This window comes from Pseudomonas sp. R84 (genome assembly GCF_009834515.1).
Taxonomy (GTDB): Bacteria; Pseudomonadota; Gammaproteobacteria; order Pseudomonadales; family Pseudomonadaceae; genus Aquipseudomonas.
In genome coordinates this window covers 4,233,342-4,258,943 of sequence record NZ_CP019426.1, presented here as the reverse complement: position 1 = coordinate 4,258,943, position 25,602 = coordinate 4,233,342, and the positions used below count along the sequence as shown (strand labels likewise).

Sequence of the window (25,602 nt, the reverse complement as noted above, 5' to 3'; positions counted from 1 at the left end):
TGTACTCAATCCAACTGTAGGAGCGAGCCTGCTCGCGAAGGCGGCCTGAAAGCCAACCAATTTTCTATCTGATGTAATCAATCCAACTGTGGGAGCGAGCCTGCTCGCGATGGCGGCCTGTCAATCGACCGGTCTCATTCGGCTCTTGGAAAACCATGTCTCCGAGCTTTGATCGCTACTGACAGGGTCAGTCCCAGCAATCCTGCAACAATCCACGGAAAAGCTCCCACCCCAAGGTTCCCCAGCAACAAACCTCCCACCAATCCACCACCTGCAATCCCGACATTCCACAGCGTAACCAACATCGATTGCGCCGTATCGGCAGCCTCTTTCGCGGTTTTCGCCGAGGCGGTTTGCAGCAGCGATGGCATTGCACCAAACGCGAGTCCCCACACAGCGGTGGCGATGTACACCACGCTCGGCGATTCGCGCCACAGGCCCAGTGCTATTGCGGACAGCAGGAACAGTCCGGCACTGATCAACACCAGTTCGCGCAGCCAGCGGTCAATCAGGCTGCCGACGATCCACAGGCTCAGCACTGAAGCGAGGCCGAATACCAGCAGCACGCGGTCGACGTTGGCATCAAGTCCGGAAGGCTGCAGGAACGGCGCGATGTAGGTGTACAGCAAGTTGTGCGCAATGACGTAGGTGAGGGTGACGAACAATACCGATCGCACGCCAGGCAAGGTAAACACCTGACGCAGTGGTATGCGTTTTCCCACGCGTTCACCGGCGAAGTCTGGTACTTGCCAGCGTACCCAGATCACCAGCACAACGGTCAGCGCGGTCATGATGGCGAAGCTCAGGCGCCAGCCGACCAGGGTGCCGAGCAGGGTGCCTGCGGGTATTCCCAGCGACAGCGCCAGTGGCGCGCCGAGCATGGCTACGGTGATGGCGCGGCCCTGCAGGTGCGGGGCGACCATACGGCTTGCGTATCCCGCCAGCAGAGCCCAAAGCAAACCAGCAAATATCCCGGCGATAAAGCGTGCGATCAGGGTGAGCCAGTACCACTCCGACAGGGCGGTGATGCTGTTGGCGATGGCAAAGCCGCCGATAGCGGAAAGCAACAGCGGTCGGCGTCGCCAGCCTCGAGTGGCGATTGTCAGCGGTATCGCCGCGAGGATCGAGCCGATCGCATACAGCGTGACCAATTGCCCGATCAGTGCCTGGGACACATTCAGGCCGCTGCTCATCTGCGGTAACAGGCCGGCGGGCATGGCTTCGGTCATGACCGTAATGAATCCGGCGGTGGCCAGTGCCAGCAGCGCACCGAGGGGTAACTGTTCGCGGTGAGAGACGGGGTGTTCAACTGTGAGGCAACTGAGTTGTGTGTCATTCATGAGCCGGCATCCATGTGCAATGTTGACGAAGAGCACAGGATATGGCGCTGCACATCGGTGAAAAACGGGTTAAGGTTCCGAACATATCGGACACGGATGTCAGCAATGGGAGGTTGGTATGGATAGCCTTGGCAGTATTTCGGTGTTTGTGCAGGTGGCCGAGACGCGCAGTTTCACTGAGGCTGGCCGACTGCAAGGGGTGTCATCGTCGGCGGTGGGCAAAAGTATTGCGCGGCTGGAAGCGCGACTCGGCGTGCGCCTGTTTCAGCGCACCACTCGCAGTGTCACGCTGACCAGTGAAGGGGCGCTGTTTCTGGAGCGCTGTCGCAAAATTCTCGCGGAGGTCGAGGCGGCAGAGTTCGAGTTATGTGACGCGGCTGCGAAACCCCATGGTAAGTTGCGTATCAGTCTGCCGCAGGTGCATGGCCTGGTGATGCCGGTCATGAACGAGTTCATGGCCTTGTACCCGCAGATCGAGCTGGATCTGGATTTGACCGATCGCATGGTCGACGTGGTTGAAGAAGGTTTCGACGCGGTGATCCGCACCGGCAAGCCACGGGATTCGCGACTGATGGCGCGAGCGTTGGGCGAGTTTCACATGGTGCTGGTAGCCAGTCCGGCTTATCTGGCGCAACGCGGTGTGCCGCAGACGCCCGCCGATCTGGCGGATCATGCGTGCCTTCGGCATACGTTTCATGCCACCGGCAAACTGGAAACCTGGCCGCTGATTCGCGCGGAGAGTGCCGCAGAGCCGACGTTGCCGACGCGGTTGGTCAGTACGTCGATTGAGGCGGTAAGCCACGCGGCGCTGGCCGGCATGGGCATTGCCTGTCTGCCGGATTTCATGACCCGTGAGGCCGAGGCGCAAGGCCGCTTGCGTCGCGTGCTTGATACACATCTTGAACACACCGGTCAGTTCTGGGTCCTATGGCCATCGAGTCGTCACGCCACGGCGAAATTGCGGGTGTTCATCGATCATCTGGCGTTGCGACTTTTTCCCGCAACTGACGGTCGATAGAGTTGTAACTGCTTTAAGACACTAATCCATGCGCAGCGCGGCAGCGATCTGTTGCACAATACGCCCCGGACTGTTTTCTCTCAGGATGTTCAATGTTGATTTCCACTCCCATGCGTGTAGTCGGGTTGGCGCTGTTGTTGACCGCTGTTGCCGGCTGTTCGAAAGACAAGCCGATGTATGAGCATGAGAACTTCGATGACTCCGGTACGTTTTCGCGCAATTACCCGGTGACCGACTCGGTCAGTTGCGAAGCGGCTCGCCGTGCGTTGCTCAGCCAAGGCTACATCATTACCAGCAGCGACCCGAAACTGGTCAGCGGCCACAAGAGTTTCCAGCAAACCGGCGACACCCACATGGAGATCAGCTTCAACGTGGTTTGCGCCGATGACGGCAGCGCCGGGCACCATGCGACGATGTTTGCCAACGCCTTGCAGGATCGTTACGCGCTGAAGAAGACCAACAACTCGGCCAGCCTCGGCGTGGGTGTATTGGGTTCGGTGTCGATGCCGATCGGCTCGTCGGACGATTCGATGGTCAAGGTGGCCAGCGAGACGGTGACCGCGCAGAAGTTCTATGAGCGTTTCTTTACCCTGGTCGAGCAGTTCCTGCCGGCAGATGCGAAGAAAGCCGCGCATATCGAAGAGAAACCGAAAGCTGACCTGGGTGTGCCTGAGGTGAAGGCTGCGCCGGCAGCGCTGGCGCCAACGCCGACTCCGGCGGCCGAACCTGCAGCAACGCCGGCCCCGGCTGCAGAACCGGCGCCAGCACCTGCCGAGACCGCGCCAGTAACGTCGGAACCGGTCGCTCCACCGGCAGAGGCCGCGCCGATCACCCCGGCGCCGAGCGCAGAACCTGCACCCGCGACCGAAACCATCACGCCACCGGCCAATCCGGACATCCCGCCGCCATCCGAGCCGATTCCGGCGATGCCAGCGTCCGGCCAGTAAACCAGCCTCAACGCCGCCCCTGTGGGAGCGAGCCTGCTCGCGAAGACGGACTTTCAGTCACCTGTGTGCTGAATGGTCCGACGCCTTCGCGAGCCGGCTCGCTCCCACAGTGGTTTATGGGTTGCCTCAAATTTCGTTACATTCCCCGGACAAAAGTCCCGCGATAAATTCCTGACCGTCTGCTACGTTTTATTCATGAAGGCCGGGTTTCACTTTTCCTTCACACGAGCACGTTAAGCTCGAGGCACTGGGCATTTGCTCAGGCCCATTCAAGAGAGCAGCAGGGGGATTACGCGATGGATGAATATCAAGAAGAGCTGCTCGAATACCACGCCTTTGAGCTGGATCCTCTGGAGCCCGCCGAAGACGCCACCGAGCTGTAAGCGTCAGGCGGATTTACGATGGCTGCGACGGAATTCGCCGGGCGTCTGACCGCTCCAGCGTTTGAAGGCTCGCTGGAACGCTTCGGCTGAAGCAAAGCCCAGCAAGTAGGCGATTTCGCCGAAGGCCAGTTCAGTATCGCGGATGTAGGTCATCGCCAAGTCCCGACGCGTGTCGTTGAGGATCGCGCGAAATTGCGTGCCTTCCTCGGCCAGTTTGCGCCGCAACGTCCAGGTCGGCAGCTTCAGACGTGCCGCCACTTCTTCCAGGTCGGGTTCCCGGCCACCATTGAGCAACGGCCCCAACAGCTGAGTGATGCGTTCACGCAGGCTGCGGGTTCGGGTCAATTGTTCCAGCTCCCGTTCACACAGTTGCAGCAGATGCCGCCAGGTACTCGGGCAATGCTCGGGATTACGCTGTGCGAGGCTGTCGAGGTTCAGGCGCAGCTGATTGCGTTCGGCGCCGAACTGGATCGGGCAATCCCCCAGTACGCTGTAAGCCTCACGGTAATCCGGCGCTTCGAATTCGATATCGATGCGTTCGGCGCGCAACGGCTCGCGGCTGACACTGGAGAGCTGATGCAGCCACCCGGCGATGATCGAGTCCACGACGAAGCGGTTATAGGCGTTGTACGGGCTGATCGAATAGAACCGCAGCCACGCGCCATTGGCATCTTCGTGAAAACTGGACTGGCCACGGTAGTTGGAGCCGTACAGCGCCTCGAAACGGATCAGACAGCGCGCGGCTTCGCGCACGGTCGGCGCTTGTGCTGCAGTGACACCGGCCAGCCCGGCCTGGCTCAGGCGGCTGAGCTGGCCCATGCGCAAGCCCAGCGCCGAATTGCCGGTCAACTGAATCGCCGCGTGGCCCAGACGCATGTAGCGCGGAATCGACAAGCGTGCCCCGGCCTCAGCCAACCGTGCAGCGTCCAGGCCATATTGCTCCAGCAGTGGCTGCGGATCGGCGGCATGACTGCGCACCGCATCGGCGAGGCTGTGCACAAAGCCCACCGACAAATCCCCAAGGCGCATCGGCAGCGGCTTCATGGCTTACAACCAGATGTTCAGCAAACGCGCGCCACGGGCCTCGCCATCGGCGAACTGCTGACCGTTGCTGCTGAGGAAACTCTGACCGGAACTGGCCTTGTCCCAGAACTGCCCGCGCAAGAACACACTGACGCCGGCAATCGCTCGACTGCTCGGCGGTTGTGCAGTCAGCGTCAGCCGATGCCAGGCCTGTCCTTCGGTGACTTCACCGGGTTTGAGGCTGATCGAGCCCGGTGTACTTGAACCTTTATAGCCGCGCCACGGTTGATTCCACGCACCCTGGCCGAACACTTGCGCCGGCACCGCGACCAATTGGGCGTCTTGCTCGTCGAGTGTGCGGTAGTTGTCCGGATACCAACTGTCACTGCCAATCAGCACGCCGAGGCGTCCGGCCGGGGTGTCGACCACGTTGATCTGGTGTTTATCCGCGCCTTCGATCACTTCACGCTGATCAAACACCGGGTGCATCTGCCGCTGCGGCTGGCCAAGCGGCACGCCGTCACGGCCAAACACCACGCTGCTGTTGAACAGCGCACCGCTGCCGGGTTTGAGTTGGCCATCGCGGATGCTCGGCTCCGGCAGCACGATTGAGCCGGCCACCAGCGTCACGTGAAACTCCTTGGCCAGACCACCGAACAGTGTCTGGTAATCCTTGGCCATCGCCTTGGATTTCATGCGCAGGTACGCGTCGTTGAGGCGGTCGCTGCCGTTGGCGCTGAGCCAGGCACGGGCGAACAACAACGGATTGCTCGCCGCCAGCCAGTTCATCGCCTCGGCGAGGGACGGCGCCTGGTACAACTCGTCTTTCTCGCCGCTGAGCAGCAACCAGGTGCCGACGTTCTCTGGCAACACCACCACGGTTTTCTCACTCAGCAGACCTTGATCCTGGGCCTGCTGCAAATACGCCGCGAGTTTGCGGTGCAAGCGTTCGGGGCTTTGATAGTCAGTGGGGAACAGTTCGGGCTGGATGCCCAGCAGATTGCCACGGTCGCCGGGCGTGCCCTGATCAACTGCCACGTTTATACGTAAGTCTGACAGGTAATGCCCCGCCGGCCGGTCCGCCGCCCACATGGCGTAGGTGGTCAGGGCGGCGACGAGGGCCATGGAAAAGAACAGGTACAAAAGTTTGCGCATGAAAACCAACAACTACCGGGTACAGGGTATGGCGACTAGGGTAGGGCCCATGGACCGGGTTGCCAAGGGGCACTGCGCATTTGGATCAATAAGTTGTCAGTTACGGTCATTGAGTGACAGCGATGCGACTCTTAGTCTGTGGCACATGACTGACGGGGGCCGCAGAGCGCCCGCAACTTTTCCGTGATTGCTCGTTGTGGAGTTACCGATGACCGCCGCTCATTACCCGCACCTGTTGGCCCCGCTGGACCTGGGTTTCACCACGCTGCGCAACCGTACCCTGATGGGCTCGATGCACACGGGCCTGGAAGAAAAACCGGGCGGTTTCGAGCGGATGGCGGCGTACTTCGCCGAACGTGCGCTTGGTGGTGTCGGTCTGATGGTCACCGGCGGTATCGGCCCGAATGACGAGGGTGGCGTGTACTCTGGCGCGGCCAAGCTGACCACCGAGGAAGAGGCGCTCAAGCACCGCATCGTTACCCGCGCGGTGCACGAGGCGGGCGGCAAGATTTGCATGCAGATCCTTCACGCCGGGCGTTATGCCTACAGCCCGAAACAGGTCGCACCGAGTGCGATTCAGGCACCGATCAATCCGTTCAAGCCCAAAGAGCTGGACGAGGAAGGCATCGAGAAGCAGATCAGCGATTTCGTTACCTGTTCGGTACTGGCGCAGACCGCCGAGTATGACGGCGTCGAGATCATGGGGTCGGAAGGTTATTTCATTAACCAGTTCCTCGCTGCGCACACCAACCACCGCACCGACCGTTGGGGCGGCAGCTACGAAAACCGCATGCGCCTGCCGGTGGAAATCGTTCGTCGCGTTCGCGAAGCGGTCGGCCCGAACTTCATCATCATTTTCCGTCTGTCGATGCTCGATCTGGTCGAGGGCGGCAGCACCTGGGACGAGATCGTCACCCTGGCCAAAGCCATCGAGCAGGCCGGTGCGACTATCATCAACACCGGTATCGGCTGGCACGAAGCGCGAATTCCAACCATCGCCACCAAAGTACCGCGCGCGGCGTTCAGCAAGGTCACGGCCAAGTTGCGTGGCTCGGTGAAGATCCCGTTGATCACCACCAACCGCATCAACACCCCGGAAATCGCCGAGCAGATTCTTGCCGAAGGCGATGCCGACATGGTTTCGATGGCGCGGCCGTTCCTCGCCGACCCGGACTTCGTCAACAAGGCTGCCGAAGGTCGCGCTGACGAAATCAACACCTGCATCGGTTGCAATCAGGCGTGCCTCGATCACACCTTCGGCGGCAAGCTGACCAGTTGCCTGGTCAACCCGCGTGCCTGCCACGAAACCGAACTCAATTATCTGCCGGTGCAGCAGATCAAGAAAATCGCTGTGGTTGGCGCCGGCCCTGCCGGTTTGTCTGCTGCGACCGTGGCTGCCGAACGTGGCCATCAGGTGACGTTGTTCGATTCGGCCAGCGAAATCGGCGGTCAGTTCAACATCGCCAAACGCGTGCCTGGCAAGGAAGAATTCTTCGAAACCCTGCGTTACTTCAAACGCAAACTGCAGACCACTCACGTTGAGGTGTGCCTGAACACCCGCGTCGATGTGGCGAAACTGGTTGACGGCGGTTACGACGAAATCATCCTCGCCACCGGCATTGCGCCGCGTCTGCCGGCGATTCCGGGCGTAGAGAACGCCAAGGTGTTGAGCTACATCGACGTGATCCTTGAGCGCAAACCGGTTGGCAAACGCGTGGCGGTAATCGGCGCCGGCGGCATCGGTTTCGACGTCTCGGAATTCCTCGTTCACCAAGGCGTAGCGACCAGTCAGGATCGTGCCGCGTTCTGGAAAGAGTGGGGCATCGATACGCAACTGGAAGCACGCGGTGGCGTTGCCGGGATCAAAGCCGCACCGCATGCACCGGCCCGCGAAGTATTCCTGTTGCAGCGCAAGAAAACCAAGGTTGGCGATGGCTTGGGCAAAACCACCGGCTGGATTCATCGGACCGGTCTGAAGAACAAGCAGGTGCAGATGCTCAACAGCGTCGAATATCTGAGCATCGATGACCAAGGCCTGCACATCCGCATCGGCGAAACCGGCGAGCCGCAAGTGCTGGTGGTGGACAACATCGTGATTTGTGCGGGGCAGGATCCGCTGCGCGAACTGCATGATGGTCTGGTTGAAGCGGGGCAGAATGTGCACCTGATCGGTGGTGCCGATGTCGCGGCCGAACTGGATGCCAAGCGTGCGATCAACCAAGGCTCGCGCTTGGCGGCTGAGCTATAAAAAACGCCGCTTAACCTGTGGGAGCGAGCCTGCTCGCGAAAGCGCAGTGTCAGCCAATACACATGTCGACTGACACGACGCCTTCGCGAGCAGGCTCGCTCCCACAAGGGTTGTGTTGTTCACAGATTCGGTGAGCACCACAAACCAATGTAGGAGTGAGCCTGCTCGCGATGGCGGCTTGTGAGCGACTAGAATGCTGGCTCTGTCCAGATCGAATCGCCGCCCATGCTTTTGTCTCCCTCCGATTGGCTACCCCAGGCCCCCCTCGAATACCTCCATCTGGACTGGCTGACCGCCGCCGGTATTGAAGTCGCCATCCTGCGCCTCGATCAGATCGACCCGCTGATCAGTGGCAACAAATGGTTCAAACTCGTCGAACACCTCAAAGCCGCCGATCGTGCGGGTGCCGAAGGCATCATCAGCCTCGGCGGTGCGCATTCCAATCATCTGCACGCGTTGGCGGCAGCGGGGAAACGGTTGGGGTTCAAAACCGTGGGCCTGTTGCGCGGACATGCGCTGGACACACCGACGGTGCGGGATCTGCAGGCGTTCGGCATGCAATTGCACTGGTTGGGTTATGGCGGTTATCGCGCGCGAAACGAGCCGGGGTTCTGGGAGCCATGGCACGAGTTGTATCCGCAACTGCATGCCGTGCCCGAGGGCGGTGGTGGTTTACCGGGTGCGCTCGGCTGTGCCGCGATCAAGGAACAGGTGCAAGCGCAATTGCCCACGCTCGGTTGGAGCGACTATCACGGATGGTGGCTGGCTTGTGGCACCGGAACGACACTCGCCGGGCTGGTTCTCGCCGAGGCCGGTGCGCATCCGGTCTATGGCGCGTTGGCGGTACCAGAGGATCACGGCGTGGCGACGCAGGTCGAGTCGATTGTTCAGGAAGCCGGACTGGCCACTGCCGACTATGAGCTGATCGACGCCAGCCGTGGCGGTTTTGCCAAGGTTGATCCGACGTTGCTTGAATTCATCGAACAAACCGAGCAGACCAGCGGCATTCCTCTGGAGCCGCTGTACACCGGCAAAGCGTTGCTGGCGCTCAAACAGCAGGTCGAGGCAGGCAAGTTCACATCCGGCACGCGGCTGATCGTCATTCATACCGGTGGCTTGCAGGGCCGACGCGGTTTTATCGCCAGCCCCTGACGATCAACCGCGCTTGGGCATCATCCGCAGCAGCGTGTTATCGCGCACAACATAATGGTGATAGATCCCCGCCAGCGCATGCAGGCCGATCAACCAGTAGCCGATCGTGGCAATGAGCACATGCCAGCCCTCAACCTGTTTGGCGAAATCCTTGTTCTCCGCAACCAGCAGCGGCAGATCAAAGCCATAGAACATCACCTGATGCCCTTCGGCACTGGTAATCAGCCAGCCGAGAATCGGCATGCTGATCATGAACAGGTACAACGCCCAGTGCATCAGCCGCGCCAGTACGGTTTGCCATTGCGGTGAGGCGGGAAAGATTTTCGGCGCCGGGCCAATGCTGCGCGCGAGCAGGCGAAACCATACCAGCACAAACACGGTCAGGCCGAGCATGTAGTGCACTTCGCGGATCAGCGTGCGCCCGCCACTGCCTTTGGGAAAGAGGCCGCGCAACTCCATGCTGGCGTAGACCAGTACCAGCAGGACCAGCATCAGCCAGTGCAACAGGACCGACACGGTGCTGTAGCGGGATTCGGAACTTGTCCACGGCATACGGTGTTTCCTCACAGATCAGGGTCAAAACGGCCGTTCTTGTGCGACGGCATGCTTTAACTGTAATCCGCTTTGGCAGATTTGCCTGAGGCTGATCGGATTTTCAATGCCCTGAATCAGGGCTTTGCCAATAAAAAACGCCAGCGTCGTGCAGACGCTGGCGTTTTTGTTGGCAGCAAGCGGCAGGGATCAGCTCGATTGCGGCATCTCACCGTTGGCCAAGCGCTTGTTGATGTCGGCGATCACTTCCGGCAAATCGGTGATGGTGTCGATCATGTAGTGCGGGCGCGAGCCTTCGAACAGTGCGTGAATGCGCTTGCGCTCGCTGGCCAGTTCATCGCTGCCCAAAGCGCGGAAACCGGCGTAATCCAGACCCAGCGCATTGCCCGAGCAAATCAGCGCCACCGTCCACATCCCGGCGCGGCGACCTTCAAGGATGCCTGGCACGGTGTCGTCGATCTTCACGCAGGCGCCGACGTCGTCGATGCCCAGCGCGATCACGTTGGCCAATGCCTGGGCCGGCCATGGACGGCCGTTCGGCACTTCGTCGGTGGCGACCACATGGTCAGCGACGTAGCCGTTGGTGGCGGCCAGCTCGACGACCTTGTCCATCACCTGTTTCGGATAACCGGAGCAGGAACCGATCTTGATCCCTTGCTGGCGCAGGTTGGCGATGGTTTCCAAGGCGCCGGGAATCAGCGCCGAATGCTCAGCGATCTTCTCGATCTGCAGCGGCATGAAGCGGTTGTAGATCGCGGTGACGTCGTCATCGGTCGGCGTGCGGCCGAACGCCTTGCGATAACGCTCGGCCACTTGTGGCTGATCGCAGAGGGTGCGGATGTGGTCCCACTTGCCCATGCCCATCGGGCCACGGGCTTCTTCGATAGAGACCTGCACGTCGAATTCGGCGAAGGCTTCGACGAAAATCTGCGTCGGCGCGAACGAGCCGAAATCGACCACGGTGCCGGCCCAGTCGAGGATCGCGGCTTGCAGCTTGTTTGGATTGATGTAGTTCATGGCAATCAAATTCCTGAGTTGAAATGCAATTCAAACTGTAGGAGTGAGCCTGCTCGCGATAGCGGTTGATCATTCAACATCTTTGTTGACTGGCACGGCCTCATCGCGAGCAGGCTCACTCCTACAGGGGATTTGTGTTTGGGCTTAGATTTCGAGGACTTCCATCTCGCGCAGCACTTCGCCGACCGCCGCCACGGCCTGGCGCATTTCGTCCGGGCTGACATGGCCGATGCAGCCGACACGGAAGGTTTCGACCTGAGTCAATTTGCCGGGATAGAGGATGTAACCCTTAGCCTTGACCCGTTCGTAGAAATCCTTGAACTGATAACGCGGATCTTGCGGCGCATGGAACGTGGCAATGATCGGTGCCTGAATCGCTGCCGGCAGGAAGCTGCGCAACCCGAGTTTGCCCATCTCTTCCATCAACGCCTGACAGTTGGCGGCATAACGCGCATGCCGCGCGGGCAGGCCACCTTCTTCGTTGTATTGCAGCAGCGCTTCGTGCAGCGCCGCGACCACGTGGGTCGGCGGGGTGAAGCGCCATTGCCCGGTTTTCATCATATAGGCGTGCTGGTCGAACAGGTCCATTGCCAACGAATGCGAATTACCGGCGGCAGCGGCCAATGACTCTTTGCGAGCAAACACGAAGCCCATCCCCGGTACGCCTTCCAGACACTTGCCGGAAGCGGCGATCAGTGCGTCGAACGGCACTTTCTGCGCATCCACTGGCAAGGCGCCGAAGGAACTCATGGCGTCGATGATCAAGCGTTTTCCGTGTTGCTCAACGACCTGAGCAATCTCCGCCAGCGGGTTAAGAATGCCGGTGCTGGTCTCGCAATGAATCAACGCAACGTGGGTAATGTTGCTATCGGCGCGCAACAAACGATCGACGTCAGCGGCGGTGGTCGGTTCGTCTTCAGCGGTTTCGAAGGTGCTGAACGAGCGGCCGAGTACTTCGCAGATCTTCGCCAGACGCTTGCCGTAGGCGCCGTTGATCAGCACCAGCACTTTGCCGTCACGTGGCACCAAGGTGCCGATCGCCGCTTCAACGGCGAAGGTGCCGCTGCCCTGCAATGGCACGCAGTGGTGAGTGGCGGCGCCGTTGAGGATCGCCAGCAATTGTTCGCAAAGGTTGGCGGTCAGTTGATTGAAACGGTCATCCCATGACCCCCAGTCGACCATCATCGCCTGGCGGGTGCGGGCCGAAGTGGTCAACGGGCCGGGAGTGAGCAGGATGGGTTCGGCGATACTCATTCGTTTGTCCTCGGATTGCGCTGTGGGATGAAGCTACGAGGCATACGTTGCAATTCGCCGTTGCATCAATCAAATTGTTTGTTGTTATGCCAGCCATCAGTGAGAGTTATTCATGAACCTGTTTCAGCTCCGCGCGTTCGACGCCGTGGCCCGTGAAGGCAGCTTCACCCGCGCCGCCGCGCGCTTGTTCATCAGTCAGCCGGCAGTCACCGGGCATATCAAGTCGTTGGAAGAGCACTACCAGATCACCCTGTTGCGGCGCACCGCACGACGGGTGGAACTGACCGAGGAGGGCACCAGACTCGCGGCGATCACCCGCGCGATGTTTGGCCTGGCGGAAGAGGCGCAGACGATGCTCGAGGCCAACCGGCAACTGTTGACCGGACGGCTGGAAGTGGCGGCGGACGGGCCGCACATGGTCATGCCGATGCTCGCCAGCCTGCGCGTGCGGTATCCGGGGATCACGGTGAATCTGCGCTTGGGCAATGCCCAGGAAACCCTGGCGGCGTTGTTGTCGGAACACGCGGATGTGGCGGTGTTGACCGAAGTGGAGCCGCGCAAAGGCCTGCATCTGCAAGCACTGAGCGAATCGCGGATCTGCGCGTTGGTGCCGGCGGGGCACCCTTGGGCAGTGCGTGCCGGGGAAGTGAAGCTCAAGGAGCTCGATCAAGTGATCATGGTCTTGCGTGAGCCGAGTTCGATCACCCGGCGTACGTTTGATGACGCCTGTGAGCAGGCGTCGATCCATCCGCGCGTGTTGCTGGAACTGGACAGCCGTGAGGCGGTGACCGAGGCCGTCGCGGCCGAGTTGGGTGTTGGTGTGGTGTCATCGGTTGAGGTCAGCCATGACCCGCGGGTGGTGGCAATTCCGATCGCCGGGGCAGGGTTGGTCAATCGGCACATGATCGGCTGCATGGAGCGGCGTCGGGAGTTGCGCTTGATTCAGGCATTCTTTGGCCTGGCGCCGGTCTGATACACCGTGGCGCTCCATTCGCGAGCAGGCTCGCTCCCACAGGGGATATGCATTCCAAATGTGGGAGCGAGCTTGCTCGCGAAGGGGCCATCACGGTTCACACAAGACTCTGGCGAACCATATCGAGAAACGTCGCCACCACCCGCCGCGAACTCTGTTCACGCAAACACACCAGCGTCTCCGTCAGCCGTCGTGTGCAGTCGACAATCGGCAACGCACACACCCGTGAATCCGCGCCAAACTCTGCTGCCGAAACAACACCGACACCAATCCCGACCACCACCGCCTCACGCGCCGCTTCCCGGCCCTCGACCTGAATCGCCGGGCGAATGCGAAATCCGGCCCGGGCCATTTCCTCTTCCAGCGTCTGCCTTGTCACCGAGCCGTGTTCACGCAACACCAGCGGCGTGTCATCCAGGTCTTGCAGGCAAATCGATTCACGCTTGGCCCATGGATGATTGCGCGAAACGAACGCCACCATCGGATCATTGCGCAGCGGCACACAGAGCAAGCGTTCATCACTGACATCACGCCCGAGCAGGGCCAAATCCGCCTGATAGTTGAACAGGCGAAACAGCGATTCATCGGTATTACCGGTTTCGATCTTCACGCTGATCCCCGGATAGCGCTCGCAGAACCGCGCGATCTGCGGCAGCACGTGCACTGGCGCATCCACTGCCAGAATCAGGCTGCCGGTCTGCAAGGCCTGAGATTCCTGCAGCAACTCCTGCGCTTCGGCTTCAATCACAAACAGACGCTGGGTGATCGCCAGCAAGCGCTCGCCCAAGTCAGTCAGGCGCACGGAACGTTTATTGCGGTGAAACAGCAAAACGCCGAAACGCTCTTCGAGTTTGCGCACTTGGTCGGATATCGCCGGTTGCGTGAGAAAAAGGCGCTCGGCGGCTTTGGTGAAGCTTCCATGCACGGCCACGGCGTGGAAGGCTTTGAGTTGGGCGTGAGACACCGACATGAAGTCACCTGATCGATAAGTCAGTAACAAGCTGAGCTTATGTGTGAAATACGATAAATCGATTTTATTTATTAAACAGTAATTGCTTTGATCGGCTCACGCCATCGCTGACTGCCCGCTCGGGCAGCACGGTGGCCATGAGCCTGAGCGTGCAACAACAGGACTCATCTGACCGATATCGCCGTAGGGACGGGGTGATATCGCAGTGCTCAACAATAAAAACACAGGCGTTTTGCTTAACGATTCTGCCGGCACACTCACACCCTGAGGTCAGAACCACCATGAACAAGCACATCGGCACCATTGCGCGTTGGCGCGTGCAGATTTTCGCGATTACCTGGCTGGCGTACGCCGCTTTCTACTTCACCCGCAAAGCGTTTTCGGTGGCCAAACTGGGCATCGCCGAAGATCCCACCTTCATGCTCGACAAGATGGCCATGGCCAACCTCGATGCGATCTATCTGGCGGCTTATGCCCTCGGTCAATTCACCTGGGGCATGCTTGCCGACCGCTTTGGCCCGCGAGTTGTAGTGCTCGGTGGTTTGTTGATTTCCGCAGCCGCGGCGTTGGTGATGGGCAGTTACGCCACGTTGCCGATCTTCGCTACGTGCATGTTGATTCAGGGCCTGGCGCAGTCCACCGGATGGTCGGGATTGTGCAAAAACCTTGGCAGTTTCTTCCCCTCCCAGCAGCGCGGGCGGGTGCTTGGCCTATGGAGTTCCTGCTACGCGTTTGGTGGTCTGGTGGCGTCGCCATTTGCCGGCTGGTGGGCGTATACCTTGATGGGAACCTGGCACGCGGCGTTCATTTCCAGCGCCGTGGTGGTTGCCGTGGTCGCGGTGTTGTTCTTTATCTTCCAGCGCAACAAGCCGGAAGACGTCGGCTTGCCGGCGGTCGAGCCGGAACCTGAATTGACGGCGGAAGAAACCGAAGCCAACAGCAAGCTCAGCGTCTGGGAGCCCTTGAAGGAAATCCTGCGTAACCGCACGGTGCTGGTGTTGGGCCTGGCGTATTTCATGTTGAAACCGGCGCGTTACGCGATTCTGTTGTGGGGGCCGGTGATTGTCTTTGAACAGATGCCGAGTGTCGGCAAGGTCGGCGCGGCGATCATTCCCACGTCCTTCGAACTGGCCGGGTTGCTCGGGCCGATCCTGATTGGCCTGGCCTCGGACAAACTCTTCGGTGCCCGGCGCATGCCGGCCTGCGTATTGAGCCTGTTGGCGCTGACCGTGACGCTGGCGCTGTTCATGGCGGCGTTGCAGAGCGGCAGTGTGTTGCTGGTGGTCGCATTGTTGTTTGTCATGGGCCTGACCCTGTACGGCCCGGATTCAATGATCAGCGGTGCCGCCGCGATCGACTTCGGCAAAGCCAAGGCCGGTGCCACGGCGGCTGGTTTCGTCAACGGCTGTGGCTCGGTCGGCGCGGTACTCGGTGGTTTGCTGCCGGGTTACTTCGATTCGGTGACGGTGTTCATCGTCTTCGCCGGTTGCGCGCTGTTCTCGGCGCTGGTGCTGATTCCGCACTGGAACAGCCGTCCGGTTGGCGTGATGGAACCGCGTGCCTCGATCCCCAATTGCCCGCTGACGATCAAACCCCTGCGTTCCTGAAACCCTTTGCCTCGCGGCCTGCTGCGGCGCTCGCGGCAGGCTGGGTCGTGGCCATCTGACTTGGAGAAACCCCATGAGACCGTTTTGGCTGGAGCAGGCCTTGCAGGCCGACAACTCGCAAACCTGCCCGCCGCTGCACGGCGAAATCCGCACCGACGTGTGCATCGTTGGCGGCGGCTACACCGGGTTGTGGACGGCAATCATGCTCAAGCAACAGAACCCCGAACTTGATGTGTTGCTGATCGAGGCGGACATCTGCGGCGCCGGCGCCAGTGGGCGCAACGGTGGTTGTGCGCTGTCGTGGTCGGCGAAGTATTTCACCCTTGAGCGCCTGTTTGGCGTCGAGGAAGCGGTACGTCTGGTCAAGGAGTCGGAGCGCAGCATCCATGCGATCGGCGAGTTCTGTGAGCAGTACGGCGTCGACGCCGACTACCGCCTCGACGGCACGCTGTACACCGCGACCAACCGCGCGCAAGTCGGCTCGACCGATGCGGTGATTGCCGCACTGGAACGTAATGGCATCAACTCGTTCACTCAGCGTCCAGTCGCTGATGTACAGCGCATGGCTGGTTCGAGCAAGCATCTGGAAGGCTGGTTCTCGCCGGCAGCGGCGAGTGTGCAGCCGGGCAAACTGGTGCGTGGCCTGCGTCGGGTGGCGCTGCAACTGGGTGTGAACATTCACGAAAACACCGCGATGACCGGGCTGGAAGAAGGGCGTCCGGCACGCTTGCAGACGCCGACTGGCACGGTGATCGCCGATCGCGTGGTGCTGGCGATGAATGCCTGGATGGCCCGTGCTTTTCCGCAGTTCGAACGCAGCGTGGCGATTGTCTCCAGCGACATGCTGATCACCGAACCGCGCCCGGAGCTGTTGCAGGAAATCGGTTTGACCAGCGGCGTGACAGTGCTCGATTCGCGGATTTTCGTGCACTACTACCACAACACCCCGGACGGTCGGATCATGCTCGGAAAAGGTGGCAATACCTTCGCGTTTGGCGGGCGCATGCTGCCGGTGTTCGATCAGCCATCGCCGTATGCCGGCCTGCTGAAAAACAGCCTCGCGGACTTTTTTCCGGCGTTTGCCGATGTGAAAGTCGATGCCACCTGGAACGGGCCGTCGGATCGTTCGGTCACCGGCTTGCCGTTCTTTGGCCAGATGAGCAGCGCCGGCAATGTGTTTTACGGTTTCGGCTATTCGGGCAGCGGCGTCGGCCCGTGCCACATGGGCGGGCAGATTCTCGCTTCACTGGTGCAAGGCCTGGACAACCCGTGGACGCGCTCGCCGCTGGTCAACGGGCCGCTGGGCTATTTCCCGCCGGAGCCGATCCGCTACCTCGGTTCACTGATGGTGCGCAACGCTATCCGCCGCAAGGAGCGCGCCGAGGATCATGGGCGACGACCTCGGCATCTCGACGTGCGCCTGGCCAAATTCGCCGCCGCGGCGGGTAAGGCCGACAAAGCCTGAGCGCTTTTTGCTGATGTACAAAGGGATCAGCGGGCGTCGCTGTTGAGCAGCCAGTCGAGCAACAAGCTGCTATCGCGTGCAGGCGGTGGTTCGCGAGGCGTGGGGTTGCGCGAGTTGCCCAGACACAGGATCGGTCGATCCGGGTCGCTGTCGAGGAAACTCACCCACACTTCGCTGCCGGCGCAGGGCAGTTCATCCAGTGCGATTCGACCATTGGCTCGCGTCATGGCGATGGGTAACCAGATCGCGTCGTCATCAAGTGTTTGCGGGTGTTCCGAAGGCCACAGCCTGACGGCGACTCGACCCTGCTCATCGAGTTGTGCCGGTTGCCCGGCAGGCCCGAACACCTGCGCCAGGTGATATCCGGCAATGCCGGGGCGGGTTTGTCTAAGCGCGGGACGAAAATCGGTTGACCAGGGCTGGGCAGTGAAATCGTTGTGGTAGCGGTGCAGGGCAGGGTTCGGGTCAAGAATCGACGGATGCTCGCCGTGATGGCGGATCGACGTGAGCCGCCATTGTTCGTTGAAGTGGCTGATCGGATGCGCCGACACTTGCAGCAGATGGCCACTGAGCAAACCGACCCGATCACTGCGGCCATTTATCGTGCGGTGCTGGCAGCGTTGCCGTTCCAAATGCCGACGGCTGCGTTGTTCGTGGTGACGTTGCTCGAGAGAAGGTATTGGCGGCAGGGGATTTACCGTGATGTGGTTGGCGGCATCGACGCTGATCGCCTGTTGCCCTCGATTACGCACGGCATGCAGCGTGGCGATGGGGGCTGCGTGGTGATGCTGGTACAGCGCACTGACGCTGGGTGAGGGCGTTTGTTCGCCGGCCTTGAACGCAAGTAGCACCGGCACTTGTGGCAGGCTCAGGCTGTCATCGGCAAACACGACAACGTGGCCGTCCATTCGGTGTTCGAAGTGATAGTGGATGCCTTCCTCCTCGCAAAGCCTGTGCAGCAGCGCCAGATCACTTTCTTCGTACTGAATGCAAAACGGCCGGATCGGGTATTGCCCGACGCTCATTTCAATCCGGTAGCTATCAACGGGCAGGGCATTTCCCTTGAGCAATTGCTGGAGAATCTGCGGCACGCTGCGTTGCACAAACACGCGGCGCTTGTTCGGCTGGGCGAGCTTTTGCAGACGTGGCACTACGGTCAGTCGATAGCCGATCCGATGCGTGCCGCGATGTTCGCAACTGACACTGTCGATCACGCCGTGAATCCCATGCTGGTCGTCCAGGCGAAGAAATGCCGGTTGATGCAGGAAGGTGCCCGGCGCCACGGCGGGGGCCAGGCCGATCAGTTCGATGTCGAAACGGTAGGGCTGGTTGAGTGCTTCCTCGCCATGAAAACGCACCACCGGCAGGCACAGGCCGCTGTCGGTCAGGGTCAGGGTAAAAGGACTTTCCTTGTCATTGAGCATTCGAACAGGCTCTGTCAGGCAATACGGGCCTGAGAGGGTACGAAACCACAGCGCTGAATGGTCATGTCAAAGGTGTTTTTCAGAATCCCCCTACAAGCACTGGTGAAGATGTCGATTCTGCATTGTGTTTTTTTGGTCGATTGCCGACTTTAGGCCGTATAAACTTGGCGCCACGCGTCGGCCAATAGATGTCTCGGCGCCACAGATCAAGAGAGTGAGTAATGGGCGCACAGTGGAAGGTTAAACACAAAGAAGCGGCAGCCAACGCCAAGGGCAAGATCTTCGGCAAACTGGTGAAGGAAATCACCATCGCTGCCCGCAACGGTGCCGATACCACCACCAACGCACACCTGCGTCTGGTGGTCGAACAGGCCAAGAAAGCCTCGATGCCAAAAGAAACCCTGGATCGCGCGATCAAGAAAGGCGCCGGTCTGCTGGGTGAAACCGTGCAATACCATCGCGTGACCTACGAAGGGTTCGCCCCGCACCAGGTGCCGCTGATCGTCGAGTGCGTGACCGACAACATCAACCGTACCGTCGCCGAAATCCGCGTGGCGTTCCGTAAAGGCCAACTGGGGGCTTCCGGCTCCGTGGCCTGGGACTTCAACCACGTCGGCATGATCGAAGCTTCGCCGGACACCCCGGCCGCCGATCCGGAAATGGCCGCCATCGAAGCCGGTGCTCAGGATTTCGAGCCGGGCGAAGACGGCGCAACGCTGTTCCTGACCGATCCTACCGATCTGGATGCGGTGCAGAAAGCGCTGCCAGAGCAAGGCTTCACCGTGCTGTCGGCGAAACTCGGCTACCAGCCGAAGAACCCGGTCAGCGGTTTGAGCGACGAGCAAATGGCTGAGGTTGAAGCGTTCCTCGAAGGCCTCGACAACCATGATGACGTGCAGGACATGTTTGTCGGCCTGGCGGGCTGATCGGCTGCGTCAGTGATGGCCTCATTGCTAGCAGGCTAGATCCCACAGGGGATTTGTGAACGCCACAGATCCAGTGTGGGAGCTAGCCTGCTAGCGATTGACCGCGCAGCGGTCACAGATCTTCAAGTTGCTTCATGACCTCTCCGAATCCCGGCCGCGCCAGCACCTCCGCCTGGCAGCAACGCCGCTCCAGCTCTTCAAGCACCGCACGCAGTTCATCACTCAACCCCGAGTCGATGCGCGCCAGCAACTCACCCAGCAGAATCCCGAACGCACGTACTTCGATACGTTGCAGCGCGCGCGTTTGCGCCGTGTCGGCAATCGCATGGAACGAAGCCCCGCCAAAATCCCCAAGCAGGCAATCGCCGCGCTCGTTCAACAGGATGTTGTGCCCGTAGAGATCACCGTGGGTGATGCCTTGCTGATGCAGATGCTCCGCTGCCGAAGCGATGCCTTTGGCAATGTTCAGCGCAACCTCGGCGCCGAATCGGCAATCATCGGCGTACACATCGCGCGAGCAGGACGCCAGGCTTGGCAGGTCGGCGAGGTTATGGAAGGACGGATCGATCAGTTGCATCACCAAGCCTTGCTGGCCGTCGGGATGGCCACTGATGCGCCCCTCGATGCGGATCAGATTGGGATGCAGGCCGGCGGTGATACAGGCATTCATTTCGTGCAGCGGCGAGCCATCGCTGGTCATTTCACCTTTGTACAACTTCACCGCAACCGACGTCACTGAGCCATCGTCGCGTTGCCAGCTCGCCCGGGAAATCACTCCCGAGGCACCTTCACCCAACCGCTGTTCCAGACGCAGTGCCGACCAAAGGATTTGCGGCGTCGCCTCCAGCGCGGCGGCGTCTGCCTCGGTTTCCAGCGGGTTACCGGCGTAGGCCAGCCAGGTCAGGCTCGGCAGCGCGAGCAGCCACTGCGGCAGTTCGGTCAGGCGGTTGGCGGAAATGCGCAGCAACTCAAGTCGATGGCAGTTGCTCAGTGAAGGCGGCAGCGCTTGCAGACGATTGCCGGAGAGCATGAGCTTTTGCAGGGCCGGGCGCTCACCGAGTTCGCTCGGCAGGCTTTCGATGCAGTTGTCGGTCAGGATCAGCCAGCGCAACGCGGGTGGCAGAGCGCTGCCGGGTACGTTGACGATGCGGTTGGCCTTGAAGCCGATCATCGTCAGGGCAGCGCACTGGCCGAGGCAGGCCGGCAGTTCGGTGAACGGGTTGTCGGAGCAGAACAGCACGCGCAGGCGTGTCAGACGGTGCAAGTCATCCGGTAGGCTGCTCAGAGCGTTGCCGCTGAGGTTGAGGATTTCCAGGGTGTCGGCCAGCTCGAAAATCTCGGTCGGAAACTCGGTCAGTCCACAGGACAGATCCAGCCGCGTGATGCCCGACAACTCGCCGGCGCGCAATTGAGCAAGGGTGTGCATGTTGGGTGTTCGCTATTGATCAGGGGCGCGCCGCTGGGGCGCTGGGAATGGGCGACATGATAACGGCAAAGCCCGGGATTGAATTGTATAGGCGGCGAAACTTCAGTTGCCCTTGGTGGGAGCGAGCCTGCTCGCGAAGGCGGAGTGTCAGAAGCTGATGTTTTGACTGATAGGGCGCTTTCGCGAGCAAGCTCGCTCCCACAGGGGCAGTGTGGTCAGTCGTCGTTGTGCATCTCTTGCAACTGCCCCAATCGGCTGCGCGTACGTGCCAGGTCAATGGCGTGGCCGTCGAGGCTTTCGCGCAAGGGCAGGCGACCAATCAACGTCAGGTGCTTGTCCTGGTCGTACAGCACGTCGATCAGGTTGATGAAGCGTTGTTGCGCGGCGATTGAGCACTCCGCCAGTTCCGGTAGATCGTCAATGATCCAGCGGTCGAAACGTCGGCACAGCTCCAGATAATCCATGACCGCCGTTGGCTGTTCACACAGATCGTTGAAGGTAAAACCGACACTTCGCTCTTTATACCAGCGAGCCCGAATCTGCCGGGTGCCGACGGTTAGTGCAACGCCCGGAGCATCCGCAGGCGGCAGCTCCAGAGTGGCACGTTGCGCTGGCGTGGCTGGCCACACGTAATGCCCCTGAGTGAATATCTGCTGCGCAGAGTGGCGCGTGTGACTGCGGTAATCGTGCGGCCCGCCGACTTCCATCACCTGCATGTGCGTATTGATCAGCTCGATCACCGGTTTGAAGCGGGCGTGATAGAGCGGATTGGGCAGCAGGCCTTCCGGCGCATAGTTGGAGGTCACCAGCAGCAGAATCCGCCGTTTGAACAATGCTTTGAACAGCCGGGTGATGAGCATGGCATCGCCGATGTCATGCACATGAAACTCGTCGAAACACAGCACCCGACAATCCTCCAGCAATTCGTCGAGGGTCACTTCGAGGGCATCGTCCTGCTCGCGATGGCTGAACATGCCCTGATGCAATTGCGCGAAAAACTGATGGAAATGCAGGCGCCGTTTCTGGGTGATCGGCAAGGCCTGAAAGAAACCATCGAGCAACCAGCTCTTGCCGCGTCCGACGGCGCCGAACAGATAGAGGCTTGGCGCAGTTCGGCCGCTTGCGCCCAACAACAGGCTGGCCTGCTGCGCCATGCAATCGATGACGCGCTGCTGGCTATGGCTGAGGGTGTAACCCTGACTGCTGGCCTTGTGCCGGAAGTAATCATGGATCGACTGGGCGCTGGCGTCATGCCCGACACTGGCCGGCAAACCCTTGCCCAACCAATGGCGCAACGCCGGCCAGCGCTGGATCAGTCGCGATCGTTTCGGCAGATGGGCAGGCACTGTGGGCGTCTCCGTGATCGTCAAAACCGGCTCCCGGGAGCGCGGCGACACAGTGTAACCAGACGCCGACCTGGCCAGCCACCGCGACGATTCGACAGTGGGCGGTTATTGGACAAAATCGTACGGCACGTACAGCTATTTTTAGCGACTTGGCCCGACCACTTGCCAACCTTTCGAAACATATCCCGGGCGATCCCTGGATCCAATCGACTGGCGGAATCGTCGACCGTTGCTAACCTCAATCACAGAAACGACGTCGCAAGTGATCACTGACAAGGAACGGCGCAGTGAATGTACATGTGGTCATGGGCCTGCTGGGAGCACTCTTTGCACCTGTTCATGCGGCAGATCTTCAAGTCGAAGTGCGCGTCGATGTGCAACGCGGCTGCCAGTTGATCGGCCAGCAGCGTGGCGCCGGCATTGAGCAACTGGGTGTGCTCGACTTTGGCAGCACCGCACGCCTCGATGATCCCGCCGGGCCGTTGGCTGCCGCGTTGACCAATCAGCGCCTGCCACGGCTGGAGTGCAACCCCGACACGCCGTACCAGATGCGTGTTGATGGCGGTTTGCATGGCGGTGTCGGTGAAGTCCGCTACATGACCGGTTCGGTCGGCAGCAAACCGATTCCGTATCGCTTGTATCAGGACGCGGCGCGCCGGGTGCCGCTGGTGGTGGATGTGCCGGTCAGCGGGCGGGTGCCGGACAGCGGCACGGTGGAATTACCGCTGTACGCGCGCATCGAGCGATTGGCTGAGGTGCCGCGAGTCAGCCGATATTCGGATCTGGTCAAGGTGACGGTCACCTGGTGATCGTGGTTTCAAGGCAGCCGATGGACACGGGTGTGCAAGGAAGGCGTTCGATGATGAGCGCGGAGATCAAGTCAACGCGAAGGAGCAGGGACGGGCGCAATGACAGGCAAACACTGGATGGTAGTGGCGGCAGGTACGCTGGCATTGCTCGCAGACGAGGCGCAAGCGGCGGTCAGTGGGCAGATCAACGCGCGGCTGATCCTGATTGCAGGCTGCGAAGTCACCAACACCAGCACCCCCGACAGCCCGGTCAGCGCCCTCGGCACCCTCGATTTTGGCCTTCAGGGACCCACCTGGAACGCGCCGATCAAGGCCAGTCTGGATGGCGACAGCAGCGGCAAACTCAATGTCGCCTGCAACCCTTCGGTCACCGGCTTCACCGTCACCATTGACGGCGGCGCCCACGGTGACGGCAACACCCGGCGCCTGAGCAACGGCCGCCAGACCATTCCCTATCAGCTGTTTGTCGATCCCTCCGGCGCTCGGAGCTACAGCATCGGCCAGCAACACAATTTCGCTGTCACCAGCGCTGCGCAGATACCCATTCCGGTATTCGGCTCGGTGGTGGCGAATACCCGCGCGGTGTCGGCAGGGGTCTATACCGACACCCTGACGGTGACGCTCGACTGGTAAACCCGTAGAGGACGGACACCATGCATACGTTTGCATCAAGGATAGGTTTGTCGTTGCTTGGCCTGGCGCTGGTTTCCAGTGCCAACGCCGCCACCACGGTCACTGGCCAGATCACCTCCAGCCTGATTCTGATCAGCAGTTGTCAGGTCAACGGCGCTGGCGGTTCCACCGGGCTGAACTTCGGTGCGTTGAACTTCGGCACCGCCAACAGCCTGTTCACCACGGCCACCGGGCAAGTGCTGGGCGGTGGCGGCGGGGCACTGTCGATTCTCTGTTCCAGTGGCACCACGCCGACGGTCAAGGTGCGCGCCGGTTCCCATGACGGCATGTCGCCGGGCGGCACGCGAGCGTTGTACGACGGTGTCGCCAATTACGTGCCGTACGACTTGTACACCGATGCCGGGCACTCGCAACTGCTGGCGATCGACGGGACGATCAATCTCGCCGCCAGCACCGGTGTCGCGCAGACGGTGAACCTCTACGGTCAGGCGGTGGGCAAGGCCGGTTTGCCGGCGGGGACTTACACCGACACCGTCGCTGTTGAACTGACGTTCTGATGCCATGCGCCGCCATGGCTGTGCCGCGCTGCTCCTGCTCTGTGCCGGCAGTGCGCCGCTGCCGCTGACCGCAGCGACGAGCCAGAGCTTTCAGGTCAGCGCCACGGTCACTGCCGGGTGTCTGGTGGTGGGCGGGGTGTCGAATTATGGCGGGCTGAACTTCGGTTCACGTTCGGCGCTGGCCACCGGTACCGTGCAGGTCGCGCTGACCGGTGGAGTGCAATTGCAATGCACGCCGGGCGTAACGCTGAGTATGAGCGTCGATGGTGGCCAGTACAACAGCAGCGGCCGGCACATGCAGGTCAACAGCGGCAGCGCGCGGGTAGCGTATGCACTGTTTCGTGATGCGGCTTACAGCCAGAGCCTGGGCATTGGCCAGAGTGTGGCGGTGGCTTACAGCGATGCGAACAACATCAGCCTGCCGATTTACGGTCAGGTGCAATTGCCGGGCAATCAGCCTGGGGGGACGTACAGCGACGTGTTGCAGGTGCAACTGTCGTGGTAAGGCGAAGTTGAATGGCCGACAAGGAGCAGTTTTATGGGGGCAGTTAGGTCACGGCATTCTTTCGTGCGCTGTGTGATGTGGACGATGGTCATGCTTGGGGCAAGCCAGGCACACGCGGCGAGTTCGGTGCTGATCTGGCCGATCGATCCGGTGCTGGAGGCTGATCAACAGGCCAGTGCGCTGTGGCTGGAAAACCGCGGCAGCGAAACCGCCAATCTGCAGATCCGCGTGTTCGGCTGGAGCCAGAGTGGTTTCGCCGAGCAATACCAGAACCAGCGCGACGTGATCGGCAGCCCACCGGTGGCGAAAATCGAACCGGGACAGAAACAACTGGTGCGTCTGACCCGCACCAAGGACGTACCGCCGGGCCAGGAACTGGCCTACCGGATCATCATCGACGAAATTCCTTCCGCACAACCCGCGACCGCTGACGGCGGCAAAACCGCCGCAGCGATCCGCTTCCAGATGCGTTATTCGGTGCCGCTGTTTGCCTATGGCGCCGGGTTATGGAGCAAAGAGGACAGCAGCCGTGCGCGTGATCCCAAGGGCGTTGGCCTGCCGCAGTTGAGCTGGCGCACGGTGGCAGTGGATGGCAAGCCTTATGTCGAAGTGCGCAATCAGGGCGCGGTGCATGCGCGGTTGACCGACGTGGCGATCAAGCAGGCCGGGCAGAGCAAGCCATTGGCCGAAGGGTTGTTGGGTTATGTGCTGCCCGGCGCGGTGATGCGCTGGCCGGCACCGGGGCCGTTGGCCGGTGATTCGGCGTTGCAGGTACGAGTAAATGGCGCGGCACAGGTGCAGAGCATCACGCCCGCCAAGTGAGTGAGTCGTAGCGCGGGCATCTGGCGTCGACGCAAGCGGTATCAGGAGGA

23 protein-coding genes are annotated in these 25,602 nt (G+C 60.9%); 13 read left to right on the top strand and 10 right to left on the bottom strand.

Going from position 1 to position 25,602, the window contains the following annotated elements:
- Positions 1–134: 134 nt before the first annotated feature.
- On the bottom strand, positions 135–1,340 hold the full coding sequence (locus PspR84_RS18750) for an MFS transporter (RefSeq protein WP_160058688.1): 1,206 nt from the start codon (positions 1,338–1,340) through the stop codon (positions 135–137).
- 118 nt (positions 1,341–1,458) lie between these two features.
- Here PspR84_RS18750 and PspR84_RS18745 point away from each other — a divergent pair, with 118 nt between their 5' ends.
- The gene (locus PspR84_RS18745) at positions 1,459–2,358 is read left to right on the top strand and encodes a LysR family transcriptional regulator (protein WP_160058687.1); all 900 of its coding nucleotides are present in this window, start codon (positions 1,459–1,461) and stop codon (positions 2,356–2,358) included.
- Positions 2,359–2,450: 92 nt separating this feature from the next.
- Positions 2,451–3,305 (top strand): DUF2242 domain-containing protein, encoded by an 855-nt coding sequence (locus PspR84_RS18740; protein WP_016983898.1) that lies wholly within the window; start codon positions 2,451–2,453, stop codon positions 3,303–3,305.
- Between the two features lie 386 nt (positions 3,306–3,691).
- On the opposite strand, the gene PspR84_RS18735 is transcribed toward PspR84_RS18740, so the two are convergent.
- Both PspR84_RS18735 and PspR84_RS18730 read right to left on the bottom strand, forming a co-directional pair.
- Positions 3,692–4,732: an AraC family transcriptional regulator gene (locus PspR84_RS18735; RefSeq protein WP_160058686.1), complete on the bottom strand. Its 1,041-nt coding sequence runs from the start codon at positions 4,730–4,732 to the stop codon at positions 3,692–3,694.
- Positions 4,733–4,735: 3 nt separating this feature from the next.
- Positions 4,736–5,866, bottom strand: a complete 1,131-nt coding sequence (locus PspR84_RS18730; RefSeq protein WP_160058685.1) for a carbon-nitrogen hydrolase family protein — start codon at positions 5,864–5,866, stop codon at positions 4,736–4,738.
- A 208-nt stretch (positions 5,867–6,074) separates the two neighbouring features.
- On the opposite strand from PspR84_RS18730, the gene PspR84_RS18725 reads away from it, so the two are divergent.
- Together PspR84_RS18725 and PspR84_RS18720 are read left to right on the top strand one after the other, a co-directional pair.
- Positions 6,075–8,114: an NADPH-dependent 2,4-dienoyl-CoA reductase gene (locus PspR84_RS18725; RefSeq protein WP_160058684.1), complete on the top strand. Its 2,040-nt coding sequence runs from the start codon at positions 6,075–6,077 to the stop codon at positions 8,112–8,114.
- A gap of 225 nt (positions 8,115–8,339) precedes the next feature.
- Entirely contained in the window at positions 8,340–9,266 is a 927-nt protein-coding gene (locus PspR84_RS18720; protein WP_160058683.1) for a pyridoxal-phosphate dependent enzyme, read from the top strand.
- A 3-nt stretch (positions 9,267–9,269) separates the two neighbouring features.
- Here the strand turns inward: PspR84_RS18720 and PspR84_RS18715 are convergent, their stop codons facing one another.
- The 3 genes from PspR84_RS18715 to PspR84_RS18705 all read right to left on the bottom strand — a co-directional run bounded on the left by PspR84_RS18715 (position 9,270) and on the right by PspR84_RS18705 (position 12,089).
- The gene (locus PspR84_RS18715) at positions 9,270–9,818 is read right to left on the bottom strand and encodes a cytochrome b (RefSeq protein ID WP_038362764.1); all 549 of its coding nucleotides are present in this window, start codon (positions 9,816–9,818) and stop codon (positions 9,270–9,272) included.
- A 189-nt stretch (positions 9,819–10,007) separates the two neighbouring features.
- Complete coding sequence (gene phnX, locus PspR84_RS18710) at positions 10,008–10,835, bottom strand: phosphonoacetaldehyde hydrolase (protein ID WP_160058682.1); 828 nt, start codon at positions 10,833–10,835, stop codon at positions 10,008–10,010.
- Between the two features lie 144 nt (positions 10,836–10,979).
- Positions 10,980–12,089, bottom strand: a complete 1,110-nt coding sequence (locus PspR84_RS18705) for a 2-aminoethylphosphonate--pyruvate transaminase (RefSeq protein ID WP_160058681.1) — start codon at positions 12,087–12,089, stop codon at positions 10,980–10,982.
- A gap of 112 nt (positions 12,090–12,201) precedes the next feature.
- On the opposite strand from PspR84_RS18705, the gene PspR84_RS18700 reads away from it, so the two are divergent.
- The gene (locus PspR84_RS18700; protein ID WP_160058680.1) at positions 12,202–13,062 is read left to right on the top strand and encodes a LysR substrate-binding domain-containing protein; all 861 of its coding nucleotides are present in this window, start codon (positions 12,202–12,204) and stop codon (positions 13,060–13,062) included.
- Positions 13,063–13,159: 97 nt separating this feature from the next.
- On the opposite strand, the gene PspR84_RS18695 is transcribed toward PspR84_RS18700, so the two are convergent.
- On the bottom strand, positions 13,160–14,032 hold the full coding sequence (locus PspR84_RS18695) for a LysR family transcriptional regulator (RefSeq protein ID WP_160058679.1): 873 nt from the start codon (positions 14,030–14,032) through the stop codon (positions 13,160–13,162).
- 281 nt (positions 14,033–14,313) lie between these two features.
- Here PspR84_RS18695 and PspR84_RS18690 point away from each other — a divergent pair, with 281 nt between their 5' ends.
- On the top strand, positions 14,314–15,639 hold the full coding sequence (locus PspR84_RS18690; protein WP_095118172.1) for an MFS transporter: 1,326 nt from the start codon (positions 14,314–14,316) through the stop codon (positions 15,637–15,639).
- A 73-nt stretch (positions 15,640–15,712) separates the two neighbouring features.
- The gene (locus PspR84_RS18685) at positions 15,713–17,104 is read left to right on the top strand and encodes an FAD-dependent oxidoreductase (protein WP_160058678.1); all 1,392 of its coding nucleotides are present in this window, start codon (positions 15,713–15,715) and stop codon (positions 17,102–17,104) included.
- A 26-nt stretch (positions 17,105–17,130) separates the two neighbouring features.
- On the opposite strand, the gene tssI is transcribed toward PspR84_RS18685, so the two are convergent.
- Positions 17,131–18,528, bottom strand: a complete 1,398-nt coding sequence (tssI, locus tag PspR84_RS18680) for a type VI secretion system tip protein TssI/VgrG (RefSeq protein ID WP_160058677.1) — start codon at positions 18,526–18,528, stop codon at positions 17,131–17,133.
- Between the two features lie 221 nt (positions 18,529–18,749).
- On the opposite strand from tssI, the gene PspR84_RS18675 reads away from it, so the two are divergent.
- Positions 18,750–19,454 carry a YebC/PmpR family DNA-binding transcriptional regulator gene (locus tag PspR84_RS18675; protein ID WP_160058676.1) on the top strand — a complete coding sequence of 235 codons (705 nt, stop codon included), beginning with the start codon at positions 18,750–18,752 and terminating at the stop codon, positions 19,452–19,454.
- 112 nt (positions 19,455–19,566) lie between these two features.
- On the opposite strand, the gene PspR84_RS18670 is transcribed toward PspR84_RS18675, so the two are convergent.
- Both PspR84_RS18670 and zapE read right to left on the bottom strand, forming a co-directional pair.
- On the bottom strand, positions 19,567–20,880 hold the full coding sequence (locus tag PspR84_RS18670) for a leucine-rich repeat-containing protein kinase family protein (protein WP_160058675.1): 1,314 nt from the start codon (positions 20,878–20,880) through the stop codon (positions 19,567–19,569).
- Between the two features lie 215 nt (positions 20,881–21,095).
- Positions 21,096–22,226 (bottom strand): cell division protein ZapE, encoded by a 1,131-nt coding sequence (gene zapE / locus PspR84_RS18665; protein WP_160058674.1) that lies wholly within the window; start codon positions 22,224–22,226, stop codon positions 21,096–21,098.
- Between the two features lie 287 nt (positions 22,227–22,513).
- On the opposite strand from zapE, the gene PspR84_RS18660 reads away from it, so the two are divergent.
- The 5 genes from PspR84_RS18660 to PspR84_RS18640 all read left to right on the top strand — a co-directional run bounded on the left by PspR84_RS18660 (position 22,514) and on the right by PspR84_RS18640 (position 25,552).
- Positions 22,514–23,035: a spore coat U domain-containing protein gene (locus PspR84_RS18660; RefSeq protein ID WP_160058673.1), complete on the top strand. Its 522-nt coding sequence runs from the start codon at positions 22,514–22,516 to the stop codon at positions 23,033–23,035.
- A gap of 99 nt (positions 23,036–23,134) precedes the next feature.
- A complete protein-coding gene (locus PspR84_RS18655) occupies positions 23,135–23,668 on the top strand; it encodes a spore coat U domain-containing protein (RefSeq protein WP_160058672.1) in 534 nt (177 codons plus the stop codon).
- 20 nt (positions 23,669–23,688) lie between these two features.
- Positions 23,689–24,225, top strand: a complete 537-nt coding sequence (locus PspR84_RS18650) for a spore coat protein U domain-containing protein (RefSeq protein ID WP_160058671.1) — start codon at positions 23,689–23,691, stop codon at positions 24,223–24,225.
- 4 nt (positions 24,226–24,229) lie between these two features.
- Positions 24,230–24,730 carry a spore coat U domain-containing protein gene (locus PspR84_RS18645; RefSeq protein ID WP_160058670.1) on the top strand — a complete coding sequence of 167 codons (501 nt, stop codon included), beginning with the start codon at positions 24,230–24,232 and terminating at the stop codon, positions 24,728–24,730.
- Positions 24,731–24,763: 33 nt separating this feature from the next.
- Positions 24,764–25,552, top strand: a complete 789-nt coding sequence (locus PspR84_RS18640; protein WP_160058669.1) for a molecular chaperone — start codon at positions 24,764–24,766, stop codon at positions 25,550–25,552.
- The last annotated feature ends 50 nt before the right edge of the window (positions 25,553–25,602 follow it).

What these genes read in the sequence shown, in the direction of transcription:
- PspR84_RS18750 (WP_160058688.1), bottom strand. Translation starts at nt 1,340, where the DNA reads ATGAATGACACACAACTCAGTTGCCTCACAGTTGAACACCCCGTCTCT.
- PspR84_RS18745 (WP_160058687.1), top strand. Translation starts at nt 1,459, where the DNA reads ATGGATAGCCTTGGCAGTATTTCGGTGTTTGTGCAGGTGGCCGAGACG.
- PspR84_RS18740 (WP_016983898.1), top strand. Translation starts at nt 2,451, where the DNA reads ATGTTGATTTCCACTCCCATGCGTGTAGTCGGGTTGGCGCTGTTGTTG.
- PspR84_RS18735 (WP_160058686.1), bottom strand. Translation starts at nt 4,732, where the DNA reads ATGAAGCCGCTGCCGATGCGCCTTGGGGATTTGTCGGTGGGCTTTGTG.
- PspR84_RS18730 (WP_160058685.1), bottom strand. Translation starts at nt 5,866, where the DNA reads ATGCGCAAACTTTTGTACCTGTTCTTTTCCATGGCCCTCGTCGCCGCC.
- PspR84_RS18725 (WP_160058684.1), top strand. Translation starts at nt 6,075, where the DNA reads ATGACCGCCGCTCATTACCCGCACCTGTTGGCCCCGCTGGACCTGGGT.
- PspR84_RS18720 (WP_160058683.1), top strand. Translation starts at nt 8,340, where the DNA reads ATGCTTTTGTCTCCCTCCGATTGGCTACCCCAGGCCCCCCTCGAATAC.
- PspR84_RS18715 (WP_038362764.1), bottom strand. Translation starts at nt 9,818, where the DNA reads ATGCCGTGGACAAGTTCCGAATCCCGCTACAGCACCGTGTCGGTCCTG.
- phnX (WP_160058682.1), bottom strand. Translation starts at nt 10,835, where the DNA reads ATGAACTACATCAATCCAAACAAGCTGCAAGCCGCGATCCTCGACTGG.
- PspR84_RS18705 (WP_160058681.1), bottom strand. Translation starts at nt 12,089, where the DNA reads ATGAGTATCGCCGAACCCATCCTGCTCACTCCCGGCCCGTTGACCACT.
- PspR84_RS18700 (WP_160058680.1), top strand. Translation starts at nt 12,202, where the DNA reads ATGAACCTGTTTCAGCTCCGCGCGTTCGACGCCGTGGCCCGTGAAGGC.
- PspR84_RS18695 (WP_160058679.1), bottom strand. Translation starts at nt 14,032, where the DNA reads ATGTCGGTGTCTCACGCCCAACTCAAAGCCTTCCACGCCGTGGCCGTG.
- PspR84_RS18690 (WP_095118172.1), top strand. Translation starts at nt 14,314, where the DNA reads ATGAACAAGCACATCGGCACCATTGCGCGTTGGCGCGTGCAGATTTTC.
- PspR84_RS18685 (WP_160058678.1), top strand. Translation starts at nt 15,713, where the DNA reads ATGAGACCGTTTTGGCTGGAGCAGGCCTTGCAGGCCGACAACTCGCAA.
- tssI (WP_160058677.1), bottom strand. Translation starts at nt 18,528, where the DNA reads ATGCTCAATGACAAGGAAAGTCCTTTTACCCTGACCCTGACCGACAGC.
- PspR84_RS18675 (WP_160058676.1), top strand. Translation starts at nt 18,750, where the DNA reads ATGGGCGCACAGTGGAAGGTTAAACACAAAGAAGCGGCAGCCAACGCC.
- PspR84_RS18670 (WP_160058675.1), bottom strand. Translation starts at nt 20,880, where the DNA reads ATGCACACCCTTGCTCAATTGCGCGCCGGCGAGTTGTCGGGCATCACG.
- PspR84_RS18655 (WP_160058672.1), top strand. Translation starts at nt 23,135, where the DNA reads ATGACAGGCAAACACTGGATGGTAGTGGCGGCAGGTACGCTGGCATTG.
- PspR84_RS18650 (WP_160058671.1), top strand. Translation starts at nt 23,689, where the DNA reads ATGCATACGTTTGCATCAAGGATAGGTTTGTCGTTGCTTGGCCTGGCG.
- PspR84_RS18645 (WP_160058670.1), top strand. Translation starts at nt 24,230, where the DNA reads ATGCGCCGCCATGGCTGTGCCGCGCTGCTCCTGCTCTGTGCCGGCAGT.
- PspR84_RS18640 (WP_160058669.1), top strand. Translation starts at nt 24,764, where the DNA reads ATGGGGGCAGTTAGGTCACGGCATTCTTTCGTGCGCTGTGTGATGTGG.